The organism is Dietzia sp. IBK-p2-15D, assembly GCF_057773105.1.
This window is the reverse complement of the sequence record NZ_JBYMTK010000001.1, coordinates 434994-452447: the sequence shown is the minus strand read 5'-3', so window position 1 is coordinate 452447 and position 17454 is coordinate 434994. Positions and strand designations below refer to the sequence as shown.

The window sequence follows — 17454 nt, the reverse complement described above, 5'->3', positions numbered from 1 at the left end:
AGCCGGGCCCGCGTGGGTCCGACGTCGGTATGGATCGCCATCTACGACCCCTTCGGCGGGACGATCTGCAGATACATCGCCGTGAGGATGAGATTGGCGAAGAACAGCAGGAGGAATGTGAGGACCACGCCCAGGTTGACGGCATCGCCGACTCCCTTGGGACCGCCCTTGGGGTTCATGCCGCAGTACGAGGACACGACTCCGGCGATGAGGCCGAATACGAGGGCCTTGATCGAGGACATGATGAAGTCCGGCAGCTGGGCGAGCGCCCCGAAGGACATGAGGTAGGCGCCCGGGGTGCCACCTTGCAGGAGGATGTTGAACACGTAGCCCCCGGCGATGCCGACGATCGACACCAGACCGTTGAGCAGGACCGCGATGAGCATCATGCCCAGCACGCGGGGTACCACGAGTCGCTGGACCGGGTCGATTCCCAGCACCCGCATGGCGTCGAGCTCCTCGCGGATGGTGCGGGCGCCGAGATCGGCCGCCACCGCGGATCCGGCGGCCCCGGCGATGAGCAGGGAGGTCACGAGCGGCGCGCCCTGCTGGACGACGGCGAGGACGCCGGTCGCGCCGGTGTAGGCCTCCGCCCCGAGCTGCTGCACCAGCGAGCCCGTCTGCATCGCGACGACCGCGCCGAAGGGGATCGCCACCAGCGCCGACGGCAGGATCGTCACCGACGCGATGAACCATGACTGGCCTATGAACTCGCGGAACTGGAACGGCCGCCTGAATATGCCCCGCAACACCTCGATGAACAGACGGAACACCTTGCCGGCTTCGCCGACGGCCTTCTGGACGCCGTTGCCGACGTCCGCCGGTGCCACTCCGGATGTTCGCCTGGGCTGCTGAGTCGCACCCTCCGCCATCTGTCTCCCCCGGACTCGTCGCCGCCTCAGTTCGCCGCAGAACCGTAGTGGTCGTCGACCCCTGCCCCCGATGCCGCGGCGGCGGGCTCGGTGGACTGCGACGGGGTGGAGGTTCCGGCGGCGGGAGCGGACGCCCCTGAGGACTCCGCAGCCGGGACCTTACCGTTGCCGTGCCCGCGCGCCGCCCACTCGACCCGAATGGCCTCCTGGGCCTCGGAGGGCAGGGTGTCCAGCATCTCGGCGACGCGCTTCTCGCGCCGGATCTCCCCCTTGCGTTCGGGTCCTCCCGGGGTGGGCTGCATCTGTGGCGGCACACCCGTGACCTCGTCCTCGCCCGGGGAGCCGTCGTTGTGACCCGCGTCGGCCTGTGCCTGCTCCTCGCGCATCTGCGCGTCGTCCTTCTCCTCGGACATGCCGATGGGGCCGAGCTTGGACCCGCGGAGGAACTGGCGCACGGACGGCTCCTCGCTCGTGAGCAGGACCTCTCGAGGACCGAACATGACGAGGTTCTTGCGGTAGAGCATGCCCAGGTTGTCGGGGACGGTACGGGCGAGGTTGATGTTGTGCGTCACGATGAGGATCGTCGCGTCGATCTGCGCGTTGATGTCAATGAGCAGCTGAGCCAGGTAGGTGGTGCGGACCGGGTCGAGACCCGAGTCGGGCTCGTCGACGAGGATGATCTCCGGGTCCAGCACGAGCGCCCGGGCGAGACCGGCGCGCTTGCGCATACCGCCCGAGATCTCGCCCGGCAGCTTGCCCTCTGCGCCGGTCAGACCGGTCAACTCGAGCTTCTCCATGACGATGTCGCGGATCTCGGACTCGGACTTGCGGGTGTGCTCCCGCAGCGGGAACGCGACGTTGTCGTAGAGGTCCATGGACCCGAACAACGCGCCGTCCTGGAACAGGACCCCGAACAGCTTGCGGATCTCGTAGAGCTCCTTGGCGGTGCACTGGAGGATGTCCGTGCCGTCGATGATGATCTTGCCGCGCTCGGGGCGCAGGAGGCCGATGAGCGACTTGAGGAATACCGACTTACCGGTACCCGACGGACCGAGCAGGGCACTGACCTCACCCTCGGGAAGGGTGAACGTGACGTCCTCCCAGATCTTCTGCGAACCGAAGGACTTGGTCAGACCCTCTACGGAAACCTCGACACCCACGTCAACCACTCCTCACTGCAGCCCCTGATCTGTGGCCACGGTCACTGTAAACTACCGCTCCGGCGGTGTGCTTTGTTACATGCCGTGGAAAAGTGTTCCGTTATCGAAGTCAGACGGCGTGCGGGCCGGGAGATCTGCGGGAAATGCCGCAGGGGCGGCCCGGCGATGTCGCCGGGCCGCCCCTGGTGAAGCGGTGGTGCGTCAGATCACTTGAGGGTGACCTTCGCGCCAGCCTCCTCGAGCTTGGTCTTGGCGGCCTCGGCGGCCTCCTTGTCGACCTTCTCGATGATCGCCTTGGGGGCGGACTCGACGAGGTCCTTGGCCTCCTTGAGGCCCAGGCCCGACACGAGCTCGCGCACGACCTTGATCACGCCGATCTTCTTGTCGCCGGCCGACTCGAGGACGACGTCGAACTCGTCCTGCTCGGCGGCGGCCTCGCCACCGGCAGCCGGGGCACCGGCAGCGGCGACGGCGACCGGAGCGGCCGCGGTGACCTCGAAGGTGTCCTCGAACAGCTTCACGAACTCGGAGAGCTCGAGAAGAGTCATCTCCTTGAAGGCCTCGAGCAGCTCGTCGTTGCTGAGCTTCGCCATGGTGGCGTCCTTTCTGTTGGTCCCGGTGCCGTCAGACGGCCCGGAAGCATGTGGGGTGTGTCAGTTCTTCTTGTCCTGGAGCGCCGCGAACAGACGTGCCAGCTGCGAAGCGGGCGCGTTGAACAGGCCGGCGGCCTTGGCCTGGTTGCCCTTGAGGGCACCGGCCATCTTCGCGAGCAGGACCTCGCGGGATTCGAGCTCGGCGATCTTGTCGAGTTCGGTGGCGGACAGCGGGGCGCCGTCCATGACACCGCCCTTGATGACGAGCGCCTTGTTGTCCTTGGCGAAGTTCTTGAGCGCCTTGGCGGCGTCCACGACCTCACCGGTGACGAACGCGATGGCGGTGGGGCCGGACAGGAGGTCGTCGAGACCCTCGACTCCGGCTTCCTCAGCCGCACGCTTGACCAGGGTGTTCTTGGCCACGGTGTACGTGGCCGCGTCACCCAGCGTCTTGCGCAGCTCGGTGACCTGCGGAACGGAGAGTCCGCGGTACTCGGTGACCACGGCGGTCGTGGAGTTCTGGAAGTGCTGCTTGATCTCCTCGACGGCCTGGACCTTTGCGGGCTTTGCCATGTTTCGCCTCCTTTCTGCATCATCTCGCCCGAGAAAACACGAACGCCCCGTGCGCAGGCGGCACGGGGCGTGGAGGAGCTGGCACGGATCCTGGGGATCCACTGCACATCCGACGCTGACCGGTGTTCTCCTGCGCGGGCCGTCCGGGCGCTCCCGGACCCTTCGACCACCCCCGGCGGGAGCGGCGACCTGCGGTCTTCGGTGAAACTTGATCAGGTATCCGAGGGCAGGACCCCCGGACGTTCAAACTTCGGCCCCAAGGATATAGGCGGCCGCCGTCGCATACCAAATCGGCCCGGGGGCGACGAATGGCGGGCCGGTCGGCTTTCTGACACATTGGTGCGGTGTCCCCAGCCCCGTCTCGCCTCGCCGTCGTCTACAACCCCACCAAGGTCGGAATCGACGAGGTCCGCCGCCTCGCCGAGGAGCGGGCGTCCAGGCACGGGTGGACGGATCCCGTCTTCTACGAGACCACCGAGGAGGACCCGGGCACCGGTCAGGCGGCACGGGCGGCCGCCGACGGTGTCGGACTGGTGATCGCGTGCGGCGGCGACGGCACCGTACGGTCGGTGGCGCAGGGCCTGCTCGGCACCTCGGTGCCGATGGGAGTCGTCCCCCTGGGAACCGGGAACCTGCTCGCCCGCAACCTCGACGTCCCGTTGGACGATGTCGACCGTGCGTTGCGTGTCGCCATGAGCGGTCGGAGCCGCGCGATCGATCTCGGCGAGGTCCACTACACCGACGGCGACGGCGTGTCCCACGATGACGTGTTCCTCGTGATGCTCGGCGCCGGGATGGACGCCGACATGATCGCGGGCACCGACGACAAACTGAAGGCACGGGTGGGCTGGCTCGCGTACGTCGGCGCGTTCGCCAACACGCTGTTGCGCGGCCACCGGATCCGGGTCGAGTACGCCCTCGACGACGGATCGCCGATCCAGACCCGCGCGCGCACTCTCCTGGTGGCCAACTGCGGGATGCTGCAGGCGGGGATGGTGCTGTTGCCCGACGCCGTCATCGACGACGGACTCCTGGACGTTCTCGCTCTGCGCGCCAAGGGCCCTCTCGGGTGGGCGCAGGCGGGTGCGGTGCTGGCCCATCACACGTTCCAGCACCGGCTCAAGCCGATACTGCGGAGGAACTCCACCCCGGAGAGCGGGAAAGAAGAGCATCGGACCCGGCCACTGGATTTCCGCCAGGGCGTGGGGATCACCGCCCGCGTGTTGGAGAAGCCGGCCGCGTTCCAGATCGACGGCGAGGACTGCGGCACCGTGACCGAGTTCTCGGCCCGGATCAAGCGGAGGGGGCTCACGGTCCGGGTGGCGGTCTGACCCGCGCTCCCCGACCTGGCCCCGGAGGTCAGGTCTCGGGCTTCACCAGCAGCGCCAGGACGTCGTGGATCTCCTCCACGGTGGGCACGGGCAGCGCTGAGCGCCCGTAGACGAACCCGATGCCGGCGTACACCAAGACGCCGGCGCGGATCCTCGCCCCCCGTTCGGAGAACCCGAGTTCGACGAACGCGTCGTGGACCACCCGCAGGATGCGTTGGTCCAGTTCGGCAACCGCCTCGGCGACGGTCTCGTCCGCCCTGGCCCATTCGCGGATCGCGGCCTCCCCCTCCCAGGCGCGGGATTCCACGAGCATCGCGCTCATGGTCTCCAGCCGTGCGTCGGGTGGCATCTCCTCCATGGTGACCAGACCACGGGCGGCGTCCATCTCCTGCGAGAAGTAGAGCCTGGCGATGGCGGCCATGAGCGCGTCGAAGTCGGCGAAATGCCAGTAGAAGCTACCCTTCGTGACGCCGAAGTCGGCGCACAGTCTGCTGATCTTGACCGCGGACCTGCCCTCGGTCATGAGCAGGTCCAACCCCGCGCGGGCCCAGTCCTCCGCCGAGAGGCGCCCCGTGCGCGGACCGGTCGGCCGCGCGGCCCACGTCGACCCCTGGGTCATCGGCCCGCCGCACCGTGTCGTGTCGTCATCGTCGTCAGCCTACGTCGGACCCAGAGCCTCCACGACCAGACCGCGTGAGTCCGGGTCCCGCCCGAGCTCGCCGTGCCACACGGGCCGGCCGCCCGCGAACGGCCGGACGACCCGCACCTCCGTGCCGGGCGGGGACTGTTCCAGCGGTGGGTGCACGAGCAGGTCGACCGTCGAGACGATGTCGGTATAGACCACCCCGCGCGTCCGGAGGCCGTCCGCGTGGAGCCGGACCAGCAGGTCCGAGCCACGTACGGCCTCCCGGCACCCCTCGCAGACCGGGTCCATCCAGGTGCGCTCCCATGCGAGGACCGCCTCGAAGGTCCCCAGGGCGCGGCTGAGGTCCTCGAGGTCGGCGATCCCCAGCACGTTGGTGCCGTTCCACAGCGGCCCAAGCGTGATCAGCGCGCTGATCGGCGGCCCGGCCCGGCCGGTGCGTCCGACGGCGAGTTGGACGGCGCGCTGGACCACGAGTCCGCCCACCCCCCTGGCCACCACCGGTACCCGCTCCGGCGCCCACCCCGTCTCGGCCCCGGTCGCGTGCGCGCCGGACCGCATGAAGGTCCAGCCCCGGTCGCCGGCCAGTTCGACCGCCGCCGCGTCCACTCCGGTGAGGCCGCCGACCGGGAGCGGGACGTCACCCGGGCGGGGGCGTCCCCAGTCGACGGCGACGGGGCACCACCCGGCCGACCGCAGGTCGGCGGCGAGCAGGTCCCAGTCCCCTGGCGTTCCCGCCAGGTCATGGACCAGCAAGACCTCGGGGCCCGTGCACGCCAGGCGCCCCACTGTCGCCGTGCCCGCCGGCGCCGCCAGCGCCGCCGCCGACCCCGCGAGGAGCAACGTCACGCAACCGACCATCAGCTTCCTGCGCCAGCGCATCTCCCCTCGAGCCATCTCTCCCCCGGTAACTCGGTGAACCCCACCTCCACACCATACCGTAGGGTACTGTGACTCGCGTCATAGCAACGGGAGGTCTCATGGTCGGGTTCGATGGCGGCGCTCGGGGGCCCGTGGTGACGCGGCGAAGGCTCCTCGGCACGGCGGCTGGTGTGGCGGGCATGGGTCTCGTCGGCGCGTCCGCCACCCGCGCGCAGGTCGGCCCGGGGTCGCTCGGTCCGAGCCCCCTGTTGTTCCACTCCCCCGTCCTCGAGCCCTACGTGGACGAGCTCCCGCGTCCGGACGTCCTGCGCGGAGAGTCCCTGGAACTGTCCGCGCGGACGGGCACCCACCTGTTCCACCGGGATCTCCCGCCGACGATGACCCTGGGTTACGGCGCGGCCGGTTACCTGGGTCCGGTGATCGAGGCCCACGCCGGAGTGCGGACGACGCTGACCTACCGCAATGAGATCTCAGCCCACCCACACGCCGCGGACATCGACACGAGCCTGCACGGACTGTCGGAGTCGGTGCGTACCCGGGTACCCACGTCGCTACACCTGCACGGCGGGGTCACCGAGCCCGCCAGCGATGGCCACCCGGAGCAGTCGTCCCTCCCCGGGCAGGGCCACGTCCACCACTTCGATAACCGGCAGGAGGCGGCCGGGCTCTGGTACCACGACCACGCCATGGCCATCACCCGCCTCAACGTCTACGGCGGTCTCGCGGGCGGCTACCTCCTACGCGACCGGTTCGACACCGGACGTCCCGACAATCCGCTGGGACTGCCCGCCGGCGAGTTCGAGATCCCGCTCGTCCTGCAGGAGAAGATCGTCCGCCCCGACGGCGCGGCGTCCATGCGCTCCACCCCGATCGTCCCGGAAGGGCGCTGGGAAGGCGGGGCGGTGGGCGACGTCGGACTGGTCAACGGGGTGATCTGGCCGAGTGCGGAGGTCGCCCGCGGGCTCTACCGGCTGCGCATGGTCAACGCCGCATCGTTCAGCAACTGGATGCTGCACCTGTCCCGGCCGCTGGCCATGTGGGTGATCGGGATGGAGGGCGGCCTGCTCGCCGCGCCCGCCAGGGTGGACGGATTCCGGCTGGGCCCGGGTGAACGGGCGGACGTGCTCGTCGATTTCTCGGGTCTCGCGCCCGGCGAGACCGTGGAGCTGCTCAATGCGGAGGAGGCCGCTCCCCAGGCCGCCCAGATCGGAGCGGTGAAGCTCGGGAGTCTCATGCGGTTCCGGGCCACGAACGCCAGGGGCCACACGGGACCCGTCCCGTCGACCCTGCGCGGCGGCACCGGCCAGCCCCCGGCACTCGCGCCGGTCACCCGCGCACCGGCGGTGCGCAACGTCTCTCTGAGCCAGCCCAGCGACATTCGGATTCCACCGTCGATGATGAGTCTGAACAACCTGCGGTGGTCCAGTGAGCAGATCGAGATGCCACGCCAGGGGTCGGTGGAGATGTGGAACATCGTCAACGCCACCCCGGATCCGCACCCGATCCATATCCACCTGGTGCACTTCCGGGTGCTGTCCCGCCAGGCGGTCGACACCATCGCGATGTGTCTGCGGCAGCCCCAACCTCCCACCGGGATCAAGTGGACACCGGACCCCGATCCCTTCGTGGTGGGACCCGTCCGTGCGCCCGAGCCGTGGGAGACGGGGATGAAGGACACCGTCATCGCCGACCCCAACTCCGTGACCAGGGTCCTGGTCCACTTCCCGACCGCCGACGACCTCGGGTTCGACCCCGACGCGACCTTCCCGGCAGCGGTGTCCCTCGGCGGACACGAGGCCGGGGGACACGGAAACGTGCACGCACACGGAGCGGAACCCCGGGTCGACCGCCTCGGAGGCGATTACATCGGGTCCGTCGCTCCCCCGGCAGCCCACCACCGCAAGGACACGCTGCAGGGATACGTGTGGCACTGCCACATCCTCGACCACGAGGACCACGACATGATGCTCCGCTACAGGACGGTGACCTGATGCCCACCGAGACCACTCCCACCGAGAGCCGGCCCGTCGACCACTTCCAACGGATCCCCTATCAACCGGCCACCGACGGCCGTATCGAGATGCACTCCGGTCTGTCGCGTCACTACCCGACCCTGCACGCCAACCTCGTGGAGATCCCGGGGGCCTCGCGCCGTCGCGGGGTCATCATGTGTCACCCGGCGTCGAACTTCCTCAGCCATTTCCTGCTCGCCGCGCTCGCACGGGCGGGCCAGCCCGCGATGGGCCTCAACACCCGGTACGCCAACAACGAACCCGCACTGCTCATGGAGCGGGCGGCGGCGGACCTGGGCACCGGCATCCGGTGGATGCGTGAGGAGCTGGGTTTCGAGGAGATCGTTCTGCTGGGCTTCTCCGGCGGGGGCTCACTGGCGACGTTCCACCAGTCGCGCGCCGACGGCGTCGAGGCCGCCGACGCGCTGATGCTGGTCGGCGCGCACCCCGGCCGGGCACGGGTCCTGAGTCACTGGATCGACCCGGCGGTGACCGATGAGGACGACCCCTGGTCGGTGGACCCGGAGCTGGACCTGTTCGCCCCCGGCCGCACCGCGCCGTTCGACCCGGAATGGGTGGCGCGCTACCGCGCGGCGCAGGCGGAGCGGATGCGCCGGATCGACCGACGGGCCGTCGAGGCCCTCGCGCGTCTCGAGAAGGACGGCGGATCCGACCGCGGGTTCGTGGTCCACCGGACCACTGCCGACCCCCGCTTCCTCGACCTCACCCTGGATCCCAGCGATCGCGAGGCGGGATCGATGTACGGCGATCCGAAGGCGGCCAACACCGCGGCCGGCGGGCTCGCCCGCTTCGTCACCGCCCGCAGCTGGCTGAGTACCTGGAGCCCGGAACACACCGCCGCCGACGCCCTCTCCGACCTGCCCCGCATCACGGAACCGACCCTCGTCGTGAGTCTGCTCGGCGACCAGGCCGCGTTCGCCGAGGACTCCCGGCTCATGGCCGCCTGTTCGGCGGACCCCGAGGTCGAGTTGGTGGAGATGCGCCACCTCAACCACTACCTGGTCGACCAGCCGGACGGCCTCGACCGTGTCATCGCCGGGCTCCTCGGGTGGATGGACGGAAGGCTCGGTCGCTCACCCGCACCCCACACCGCGCAGGACGAGGAAGGACTGTCATGACCAGAACCAGCCACGACTCCGTGACCATCGACGTGGGCGACGAGGTCGGCATCCACTCCGACCGGGCCGCCGTGCCCGACGGCGTCCGCTGCCCCACCCGGTTCGCCTACTGGGAGGGCCGCGAGAACCCCGCGTTCCGTCGCCTGCGCTCCGCGATACTCAGGGTGACCGGGTTCGACCTCCTGCCCACCGACGAGCAGGCGGCCGCCGTCTGCGAGGACCTGTTCTCCGGCGATCCCGTCGCAGAGCGGTTCGTCGACGAGGTGTACCACGGCGAGACGGGGCCCGAGGAGACCAGGCGGATGCTCGACCGGGCCCTCGCGGACGGCATCGACTCGCTCGACGACGTGCCGGACTCCATGCGGGAGCTGTTCGCGGAGTTCGAGACCATCCCGGACTGGGTCGACCCGGCCCTGATCGAGGAGGGCGCCAGGATCTGGCGGCGCTGGGGGACCATGCTGTTCAGCTTCGCCGGCGCCGAGACCCTGGAGATCTACACGGAGTCGGCGGTGGCCACCCCCTTGTCGTTGGCGGGCGGGTACGCCGGGGACAACGCCCTACGGCGCTTCCTCGAGACCTGCCGGTTCTGGATCGACGTGTCCGAACCGGGGGCGCTGCTCCGACCCGGCTCGCAGGGTCGGGCCACGGCGATGAAGGTCCGGGTCATGCACGTCTCGGTCCGCTCACGGGTCGCCTCGCACGGGGAGTGGGACATCGAGAAGTGGGGGCTGCCGATCAGCCAGTCCTACATGGTGCTCACGCTCATCGCCGGCTCCGTCACCCCGGGGTTCGGTCTCTGGGCGCTCGGCTACCAGACCAGCCTGCGCGAGATCCGGGCCCTGATCCACTTCCAGAAGTACATGGGCCACCTGCTCGGGGTGCGGATGCGGTGGTACCCGGAGACCATCGCCGACAGCGTCCGCATGCTGCTGATGGCGATGCTCTCCCGTTCCCACGACTCGGGGGGACACGGGCGCGAACTCATCGAGTCCTACCCGCAGGCGTTCGCACCCCGCGAGGGCCACACCGGCCTGCAACGCCTCCGTGAGCACTACAACTTCCGGATCAATTCGGTCTACTCGGCGATGTTCATGGCCCCGGGCACACGCCGGAAGTACCGGATGCCCGCCGCGCTGCCGTGGGCGCTCATCCCGGTGGCCCGGTTCCCGCTCATCACCGCCGTCGAGATCGCCCGGCGGGTGCCTCCCGTCGGCCGGGTGCACGAGCGCGTCATGTGCTGGCACCGCGAGAACTGGTACCGCGCACAGATGGCCGGCCGCGAGGCCGCATTCGATGCCTCCGGCGCCCTGCGGCGCTGATCCCGTGGCCCGGTGCCGACCGGACCCGAACCGGCCCCGGTGCCGGCCCCGGTGCCGGCCCCGGTGCCGGCCCCGGCCCACCGATTCCCCTGCTCCCCTGCTCCCCGACCGAGAGAGATCCCCATGACCCTCCTGCAAGGCCCGTCCCTGAACATCGTCGAGGCGTGGAACGGTCCCGGTCGCCGGGACGGTCACCTCACGGACGTGGTGCCCGCGGACAATGCCGCCCACCTCGACTCCGACAAGCAGGCGTTCGAGCACTGGTACTTCGACGCCCACCTCGACGACGGCCGGATCGTGGTGGTCATGCTGCAGAGCCGCGAGCTCGTCCGGCGCCGACCCGGTGTGGAGATCCACCTCTACTCCCCGGACGGTCAGCGGAGGGAGTCCAACCGACACCACTCCGACGCCGAGCTCAGCGTCTCCACCGAGAAGGTCGACGTCGCGATCGCCCACCACAGTGCGGTCCTGGTCGACGAGGTGGACGGTCTGCCCGTCTACCGGGTCAAGGCCGAACAGGACGGCATCGGCGTGGACCTGACCTTCCATGCGGAGGTGCCGCCGTGGATGCCCGGTCGCGGCCGCACCAGTTACACGGACCGGGAGTACTTCGCCTGGTGCGTGGGCGCGCCCCGGGCACGGGTCGAGGGCACCGTCAGCGTCGACGGCCGTGCCGAGCAGGTGAGCGGCCGCGGGTACCACGACCACAACTGGGGCGTCGGGGACATGAAGCGCATCATCTCCAAGTGGTACTGGGGGCGCCTCTACACCGACGAGATCTCTCTGGTCTACGCCATGGTGCAGACCACCGGGCGCTACGGCTCCCACTGGTCCCAGCCGATCATGGTGGCCCGGGGCCGCGAGGTGATGCTGTCCGAGGGCGGGGTCGACATCACCGAGGGGCCGGCGGTGTTCGACGCCGTCGCCGACCGCTCGTACCCGTCGTTCCTGCGCCTCGAGGTCCCGGGGAAGATCGACCTCACCCTCACCGTGCGGGAGATCGTCCACGCACACGATCTGCTCTCCGATATTCCGGTGGTGGGTCGCCCGCCACTGAACAAGCTGGTCAAGAAGGCCGTCGGGCACCCGGGATACTTCCGGTTCCGCTCCGACTTCGACCTCACCGTGACCATCGACGGTAGGCAGGAGACCCACACCGGACAGACCCTCCACGAGATGGTCGCGCTGTCGTGAGCCCCGACAGCACCTCAGCCTCGGGCGTCCCGCGACTCGACTACCTGCACGGTTTCGCCGGCCACCACCAGACGGAGGCCGAACCGGGCGCGCTGCCACGTCGCCAGAACTCGCCGCAGCGCGCCCCCCTCGGCCTCTACGCGGAGCAGCACTCCGGCACCGCCTTCACAGAGCCGCGGGCGGTCACGCGCCGCACCTGGAGCTACCGCATCCGGCCGTCGGTCGCCCACACCGCCTTCCGCCGGCGCGCCGGGCTCGACGGCTGGCAGGCCGCACCCTCGGCCGCGGGGATCGCCTCCCCCAACCGGCTGCGCTGGAACCCGCCGCCGGTGCCCGCCCCGGGGGTCGACTTCCTCGACGGGATCCAGACCTACGGGACCTGCGGCGACGTCGGACAGCGCACCGGCGTGGGCATCCACTGGTACGCGGCCTCGGCGTCGATGACCGACCGCTACATGGTCGATGCCGACGGCGAGCTGCTCATCGTGCCGCAGGCCGGGCCGATCATGCTGCTCACCGAGTTCGGACGGCTCGTGGTCTCCCCCGGCGAGTTCGCCGTGATCTGCCGGGGCGTGCGGTTCCGCGTCGACCTGCTCGGTGAGACCGCCGCGGGTTACGTGCTGGAGAACTACGGTGCCGCACTGACCCTGCCCGAACTCGGCCCGATCGGCGCGAACGGCCTGGCCGACGCCCGCCACTTCCGCTACCCCACCGCCTGGTACGAGGACCGTGAGGAGCCCGTCGAGCTGTGGCAGCGGTTCGGGGGTCGCTGGTGGTCGGTCGAGCTGGACCACTCCCCGCTCGACGTGGTGGCCTGGCACGGCAACCACGCCGCGTACGTGTTCGACCTCGACGACTTCTGCCCCCTCAACACCGCGCTGTGGGATCACCCGGACCCGTCCGTGTTCACGGTCCTGACCTCACCGGGTCCGTTCGAGGGGCAGGCGAATGCCGACTTCGCGGTGTTCGGCGACCGCTGGGTCGTGGCCGAGGACACCTACCGGCCTCCGCACTTCCACCGCAACCAGATGTCCGAGTTCATGGGGCTGGTCCGCGGCTCCCACGACTCCAAGGCCGAGGGATTCGTCCCGGGCGGGGCTTCACTGCACAACCAGTGGTCCGCGCACGGTGCCGACCGCGAGACCTTCGAGATGGCCGGCGAGGCGGACCTGGTGCCGCAGAAGCTCACCGGCTCGCTGCCCTTCATGTTCGAGACCAGGTTGGCCCTGGCGGTGACCGACTCCGCCATGGACGCCGGCCACCGTCAACCCGACTACGACTCGTCGTGGACCGGGATAGAGCGTCGCTTCCGCCGCGGATGACCTCGCCGTCGTCGTCGGAGTCGTCACCACCCCGACCCACCCGTCCCGCCACCACCTCGTTCCACCACCACCCTCTATAGGAGTAAAGCAATGACCGCGACGTTCCCCGAAGTAGCACCTCTGACCCTCCCCGACACCGGGCTACGCATCGGCGGCCGGGCCGTCGCCCCCGCCGCCGGCGGGACCCTCGACGCGGTCAACCCGGCCACCGAGGAGCGGATCACCGGACTCGCGGCCGGCACCGCCGAGGACGTGGACCGGGCCGTCGCCGCCGCCCGGGTGTCGTTCGAGTCCGGGGTGTGGTCGCGCATGCCCGGTGCCGAACGGGGGCGGATCCTCATGCGCGCCGCCGACCTCATCGAGGAGCACGCAGGCGAGCTGTCCACCCTCGAGACCACGGAGATGGGCAAGCTCTACCTGCACACCGTCGGTGGGGACATCCCCGCCGCCGCCGGGGTGTTCCGCCACTACGCCGGCTCCGCCGACAAGATCTACGGCCAGAGCGCGCAACTGCCGAACGTCGGCGACCAGCGCCGGTTCGGGTTCACCCTGCGCCAGCCCCTCGGCGTGGTCGGGGCGATCACCCCGTGGAACAACCCCACCGTGGTGGCATCGTGGAAGGTCGCCCCGGCCCTCGCCGCCGGGTGTTCGGTGGTGCTCAAGCCCGCCGAGGACGCCTCACTGGCCCCGCTCCGCCTGGCCGATCTGCTCGCCGAGGCCGGAGTGCCGGACGGGGTGTTCAACGTGGTCACCGGTACCGGGGAGACCGCCGGCGCCGCGTTGGCCGCACACCCGGGCGTGGACAAGATCACCTTCACCGGTAGCCCGCGCGTGGGGCGTCAGATCCAGATGCTGGCCGGGGACAGGTTCCGAAAGGTCACCCTCGAGCTGGGCGGCAAGGCCCCGCAGCTCGTGTTCGGCGACGCGGACCTGGAGACGGCCATGCCGTGGATCGCGATGGGCAACTTCTACCATCAGGGCCAGGTCTGCGCGGCCGGCACCCGCGTGGTGGTGCACGAGTCGATCGCTGATCAGGTGGTCGAGGGACTGGCGGAGTTCGCGCGGTCCTCGGTGGTGGGCGACCCGTTCGATCCCGCGAGCACGCAGGGCACGATCGTCAGCCAGCGCCAGTTCGACCGGATCATGGGGTACATCGACGCGGGCCGGTCGGAGGGCGCGGACCTCGTCACGGGCGGTGGCCGGGTCGGCGACCGGGGCTACTTCATCGAACCCACCGTGTTCCGCGGCGACAACTCGCTGACGATCGCCCGCGAGGAGATCTTCGGCCCCGTTGCCACGGTCATCACCTTCTCCGACACCGACGAGGCCGTGCGCATCGCCAATGACACCCCTTACGGGCTCAACGCGTTCATCTTCTCGCGCGACCTGTCCACCGTGCACTCGGTGATCCCGCAGCTGCGGGTGGGTACGGTCTGGGTCAACGGCTGGGGCGTCCCGGACCCGTCGCTGCCCTGGGGCGGCCGCGAGGCCAGCGGCATCGGGCGCGAGCTCGGGGTGAGCGGCCTGGAGGCCTTCACCGAGGAGAAGACCGTGCACCTAGGGTTCTGAGAAGACCGACCCGCGGGACGAGGAGGCACCGGACGTGACAAAGGGTGTGGGCGAACAGGGCGCAGATCAGGCGCGGACGGGCCCGTTGGCCGGGATGCTCGTGCTGGAACTGGGCACCCTCATCGCCGGGCCGTTCGCCGGCCGCCTCCTCGGCGACATGGGCGCGCGCGTGGTCAAGATCGAGGACCCCGGCCGCCCGGACCCGCTGCGCACGTGGGGCCAGGGCGAGCGTGACGGTCGTCGCCACTTCTGGACCGTCCACGCCCGCAACAAGGAGTCCGTCACCCTCGACCTGCGCTCGGACGAGGGCGCGGCGCTCTTCCTCGACCTGGTCGCCCGCGCGGACGTCGTGGTGGAGAACTTCCGCCCCGGCACGCTGGAGAAGTGGGGGCTGGGCCCGGACCGGCTGCACGAGATCAACCCGGGTCTGGTGATCGGGCGGGTGTCGGGCTACGGCCAGACCGGGCCCCAGGCCACCCGCGCCGGGTACGCCTCAGTCGCCGAGGGCGTGTCGGGCCTGCGACACCTCAACGGTTTCCCAGACATGCCCCCGCCGCGCATGGCCCTGTCGATCGGCGACACCCTCGGTGGCATGTTCGCCGTCCAGGGGATCCTCGCCGCGCTGCTGGCCCGCACCACCACCGGCCGCGGCCAGGTGGTCGACGTCGCGCTGACCGAGTCGTGCCTGGCGGTGCAGGAGTCGGTGATCCCCGACTATGACGCCGCCGGGGTCGTGCGCGGCCCCTCCGGAACCCGACTGGAGGGCATCGCGCCGTCCAACCTGTACCGCGCCGCCGACGGGCCGTGGGTGATCATCGCCGCCAACCAGGACACCGTGTTCCGTCGGCTGTGCGCCGCGATGGGGCGTCCCGACCTGGCGGAGGATCCCCGCTTCGTCGACCACTCCGCGCGCGGGGTGCACCAGGACGAGATCGACGCGATCATCGCCGACTGGGCCGCCGAGCGCACCGCCGAGCAGATACGCGAGACCCTCGAGGCCGCCGGCGTGGTGGTGGGCCCGGTCAACACCGTCGCGGACGTGGTGCGCGACGAGCAGTTCCTCGCCCGCGACATGATCGTGCCGCACACCGTGCCGGGCGTCGACGACACCGTGCTCGGCCCCGGCGTGGTGCCCGTCCTCGGCGACACCCCGGGTTCGGTCCGGCGCGGTGGGACGCCGGAGCCCGGCTTCGACAACGCCGCCGTCTACCGCGACCTGCTCGGCATCGACGCGGATCGCCTGTCCGACCTGGCCGCCCGCGGTGTCATCTGATCCGCCGCGCGGAGCGGCCGGAAGGCGTCCGGCACTGACGACCGTGCTGGTGGTGGCCCTGGTGCTCGCCGCCGCGATCGCCGTGGCCGTGCCTACGTCGTCGGTGTGGGCGCGCCGCGCCGCCGACGCCGACCGCGCGCGCCTGACCTCCGTCGCCACCGAGGTCGCCGTACTGCTGTCGTCACTGTCCACCGGCGACGCCCAGGCCTCCCTGGATCGGCTCACCGCCCTGGGTACCGGCCGGTTCCGCGAGGAGGTGACCGGACGACGGGCGGAGGTACTACGCCTTGTCGACGACGACGAGGTGCGCTCCAGCGCGCGGGTGGTCGCTTCCGGGGTCGAGCAAGACGTGGCCGTCCGCGGCATCCTCGACGGTGGGCTCGTCGACAGCGGGGACGAACCCGCACGGGCTCGCCTGCTGGTGGCGGTCCGGTCCGAGGTGAGCAACACGCGGACCGAGGCCGCGCACGCGAGATCCGAGGCGCGCGGCGATGCCGGTGCCGACGACGTCGACGACACCGGTGAGGGCGACCGTGCCGGTGAGCGGCTGTGGCGCTGGCGGATCGAGGCCGTGATCGAGGACGGCCGCGCCGTCGTGGCCTCGGCCGAGGTGGCGGTGTGAGGGCGAGGTCAACCCCGGGGCAGGGTCCAGTCGAACTCGCGGCCGTTGCCGTGCGCACCGGCCGAGGCCCGCGACCGCGAATCCTCGCCGAGCTCGCCCAGCATGCGATCGGATGCCGCGACCAGCTCGTGGAACCGGCCGGGGTCCAACCAGTCGGGGCGCAGGGCGAACAGCACGTCCTCGGTGGCCGTGTTCCCGGACGCGCCGGGGGCGAACGGGCAGCCCCCGAGGCCGCCGAGCGCCGCGTCCACCATCCGTGCCCCCGCGTCCACGGCGGCGAGGGTGTTGGCCACACCCATCCCCCACGTGTCGTGGCCGTGGAAGACGATCCGGCGCTCACCGGCCGGCTCGACAGCGGCGGCGACGAGGTCGCCCACCTGCCGCGGGTGCGCCTGGCCGAGGGTGTCTGCCAACACCACGTCGACGGTGCCCTCGCCGCGCGGGTCGGCAACCAGCTCGAGCACGCGCGCCGGATCGACCGGCCCGGTGATCGGGCAGGTGAACGTGGTCGCCAGGCAGAGCTGGACGGTGCCGCCCACCGCCGCGGCGGCCTCGACGGCCTCCGGAAGCGCGTCCATGCTCGTGGCGGTGTCGCGGCCGATGTTGGCCGTGTTGTGCTCGTCGGTCACCGACAGGCAGTACTGGAACCGGCGGACGCCGGCGTCCGCGGCCCGGCGGACGTGGCCCGGGGTCGCGACCCACACCCAGCAGCGGTCGCGGTCGGACTCCTCGAGGGCGCCGACGACGTCGAGGGTGTCCGCCAGTGCCGGGACGAGGTCCGGCCGGGCCATGGACCCCACCTCGAGCTCCGGGACCCCGAGGCCGAGCAGGGTCCGCACGAGCTCGACCTTGGAGGTGGTGGACAGCCTGCCGTCGGTGAGCTGGAGCCCGTCGCGCAGGGCGACGTCGCGGACGGCGACGGAACTCATCGGGTGCGTGGTCATGGGGTC

At 70.6% G+C, this 17454-nt stretch carries 16 protein-coding genes; 9 read left to right on the top strand and 7 right to left on the bottom strand.

The genetic code is table 11. The features are described 5' to 3' along the window. Positions 1 to 41: 41 nt before the first annotated feature. The 4 genes from AC3DEV_RS02190 to rplJ form a co-directional block, all read right to left on the bottom strand. Positions 42 to 872, bottom strand: a complete 831-nt coding sequence (locus AC3DEV_RS02190; RefSeq protein WP_488371164.1) for an MlaE family ABC transporter permease — start codon at positions 870 to 872, stop codon at positions 42 to 44. Positions 873 to 898: 26 nt separating this feature from the next. After that, the gene (locus AC3DEV_RS02185) at positions 899 to 2032 is read right to left on the bottom strand and encodes an ABC transporter ATP-binding protein (RefSeq protein WP_488371163.1); all 1134 of its coding nucleotides are present in this window, start codon (positions 2030 to 2032) and stop codon (positions 899 to 901) included. 206 nt (positions 2033 to 2238) lie between these two features. Next, positions 2239 to 2625, bottom strand: coding sequence for a 50S ribosomal protein L7/L12 (rplL, locus tag AC3DEV_RS02180; RefSeq protein WP_260488501.1), 387 nt, complete (start codon positions 2623 to 2625; stop codon positions 2239 to 2241). Positions 2626 to 2685: 60 nt separating this feature from the next. Continuing rightward, positions 2686 to 3198, bottom strand: coding sequence for a 50S ribosomal protein L10 (gene rplJ, locus AC3DEV_RS02175; RefSeq protein WP_260488502.1), 513 nt, complete (start codon positions 3196 to 3198; stop codon positions 2686 to 2688). 344 nt (positions 3199 to 3542) lie between these two features. Between rplJ and AC3DEV_RS02170 the strand changes: the two genes are divergently transcribed. Next, positions 3543 to 4529: a diacylglycerol/lipid kinase family protein gene (locus AC3DEV_RS02170; RefSeq protein ID WP_096907022.1), complete on the top strand. Its 987-nt coding sequence runs from the start codon at positions 3543 to 3545 to the stop codon at positions 4527 to 4529. 28 nt (positions 4530 to 4557) lie between these two features. Here the strand turns inward: AC3DEV_RS02170 and AC3DEV_RS02165 are convergent, their stop codons facing one another. Together AC3DEV_RS02165 and AC3DEV_RS02160 are read right to left on the bottom strand one after the other, a co-directional pair. After that, a complete protein-coding gene (locus AC3DEV_RS02165) occupies positions 4558 to 5148 on the bottom strand; it encodes a TetR/AcrR family transcriptional regulator (protein WP_488371162.1) in 591 nt (196 codons plus the stop codon). Positions 5149 to 5187: 39 nt separating this feature from the next. Beyond that, on the bottom strand, positions 5188 to 6021 hold the full coding sequence (locus AC3DEV_RS02160; RefSeq protein ID WP_488371161.1) for a lipase family protein: 834 nt from the start codon (positions 6019 to 6021) through the stop codon (positions 5188 to 5190). Positions 6022 to 6233: 212 nt separating this feature from the next. On the opposite strand from AC3DEV_RS02160, the gene AC3DEV_RS02155 reads away from it, so the two are divergent. From AC3DEV_RS02155 to AC3DEV_RS02120, 8 genes are all read left to right on the top strand, one after another. Beyond that, on the top strand, positions 6234 to 8045 hold the full coding sequence (locus tag AC3DEV_RS02155) for a multicopper oxidase family protein (RefSeq protein ID WP_488371160.1): 1812 nt from the start codon (positions 6234 to 6236) through the stop codon (positions 8043 to 8045). Next, a complete protein-coding gene (locus AC3DEV_RS02150) occupies positions 8045 to 9205 on the top strand; it encodes an alpha/beta hydrolase family protein (RefSeq protein WP_488371159.1) in 1161 nt (386 codons plus the stop codon). Before AC3DEV_RS02155 ends, AC3DEV_RS02150 begins: the two co-directional genes overlap by 1 nt. Next, positions 9202 to 10524 carry an oxygenase MpaB family protein gene (locus AC3DEV_RS02145; protein ID WP_488371158.1) on the top strand — a complete coding sequence of 441 codons (1323 nt, stop codon included), beginning with the start codon at positions 9202 to 9204 and terminating at the stop codon, positions 10522 to 10524. The genes AC3DEV_RS02150 and AC3DEV_RS02145 overlap by 4 nt, the downstream gene beginning before the upstream one ends. A 123-nt stretch (positions 10525 to 10647) precedes the next feature. Next, positions 10648 to 11718, top strand: coding sequence for a lipocalin-like domain-containing protein (locus AC3DEV_RS02140; RefSeq protein WP_472982301.1), 1071 nt, complete (start codon positions 10648 to 10650; stop codon positions 11716 to 11718). Further along, on the top strand, positions 11715 to 13040 hold the full coding sequence (gene hmgA / locus AC3DEV_RS02135) for a homogentisate 1,2-dioxygenase (protein WP_488371157.1): 1326 nt from the start codon (positions 11715 to 11717) through the stop codon (positions 13038 to 13040). Before AC3DEV_RS02140 ends, hmgA begins: the two co-directional genes overlap by 4 nt. Before the next feature lie 90 nt (positions 13041 to 13130). Continuing rightward, entirely contained in the window at positions 13131 to 14609 is a 1479-nt protein-coding gene (locus AC3DEV_RS02130; protein WP_488371156.1) for an aldehyde dehydrogenase family protein, read from the top strand. A gap of 94 nt (positions 14610 to 14703) precedes the next feature. After that, a complete protein-coding gene (locus AC3DEV_RS02125; protein WP_488371239.1) occupies positions 14704 to 15882 on the top strand; it encodes a CaiB/BaiF CoA transferase family protein in 1179 nt (392 codons plus the stop codon). Continuing rightward, positions 15872 to 16504: a hypothetical protein gene (locus tag AC3DEV_RS02120; protein ID WP_488371155.1), complete on the top strand. Its 633-nt coding sequence runs from the start codon at positions 15872 to 15874 to the stop codon at positions 16502 to 16504. The genes AC3DEV_RS02125 and AC3DEV_RS02120 overlap by 11 nt, the downstream gene beginning before the upstream one ends. An 8-nt stretch (positions 16505 to 16512) precedes the next feature. On the opposite strand, the gene AC3DEV_RS02115 is transcribed toward AC3DEV_RS02120, so the two are convergent. Next, positions 16513 to 17448, bottom strand: a complete 936-nt coding sequence (locus AC3DEV_RS02115) for a beta/alpha barrel domain-containing protein (protein WP_488371154.1) — start codon at positions 17446 to 17448, stop codon at positions 16513 to 16515. Between the last annotated feature and the right edge of the window lie 6 nt (positions 17449 to 17454).

What these genes read in the sequence shown, in the direction of transcription:
- AC3DEV_RS02190 (WP_488371164.1), bottom strand. Translation starts at nt 872, where the DNA reads ATGGCGGAGGGTGCGACTCAGCAGCCCAGGCGAACATCCGGAGTGGCA.
- rplL (WP_260488501.1), bottom strand. Translation starts at nt 2,625, where the DNA reads ATGGCGAAGCTCAGCAACGACGAGCTGCTCGAGGCCTTCAAGGAGATG.
- rplJ (WP_260488502.1), bottom strand. Translation starts at nt 3,198, where the DNA reads ATGGCAAAGCCCGCAAAGGTCCAGGCCGTCGAGGAGATCAAGCAGCAC.
- AC3DEV_RS02165 (WP_488371162.1), bottom strand. Translation starts at nt 5,148, where the DNA reads ATGACCCAGGGGTCGACGTGGGCCGCGCGGCCGACCGGTCCGCGCACG.
- AC3DEV_RS02155 (WP_488371160.1), top strand. Translation starts at nt 6,234, where the DNA reads ATGGGTCTCGTCGGCGCGTCCGCCACCCGCGCGCAGGTCGGCCCGGGG.
- AC3DEV_RS02150 (WP_488371159.1), top strand. Translation starts at nt 8,045, where the DNA reads ATGCCCACCGAGACCACTCCCACCGAGAGCCGGCCCGTCGACCACTTC.
- AC3DEV_RS02145 (WP_488371158.1), top strand. Translation starts at nt 9,202, where the DNA reads ATGACCAGAACCAGCCACGACTCCGTGACCATCGACGTGGGCGACGAG.
- AC3DEV_RS02140 (WP_472982301.1), top strand. Translation starts at nt 10,648, where the DNA reads ATGACCCTCCTGCAAGGCCCGTCCCTGAACATCGTCGAGGCGTGGAAC.
- AC3DEV_RS02130 (WP_488371156.1), top strand. Translation starts at nt 13,131, where the DNA reads ATGACCGCGACGTTCCCCGAAGTAGCACCTCTGACCCTCCCCGACACC.
- AC3DEV_RS02125 (WP_488371239.1), top strand. Translation starts at nt 14,704, where the DNA reads ATGCTCGTGCTGGAACTGGGCACCCTCATCGCCGGGCCGTTCGCCGGC.
- AC3DEV_RS02115 (WP_488371154.1), bottom strand. Translation starts at nt 17,448, where the DNA reads ATGACCACGCACCCGATGAGTTCCGTCGCCGTCCGCGACGTCGCCCTG.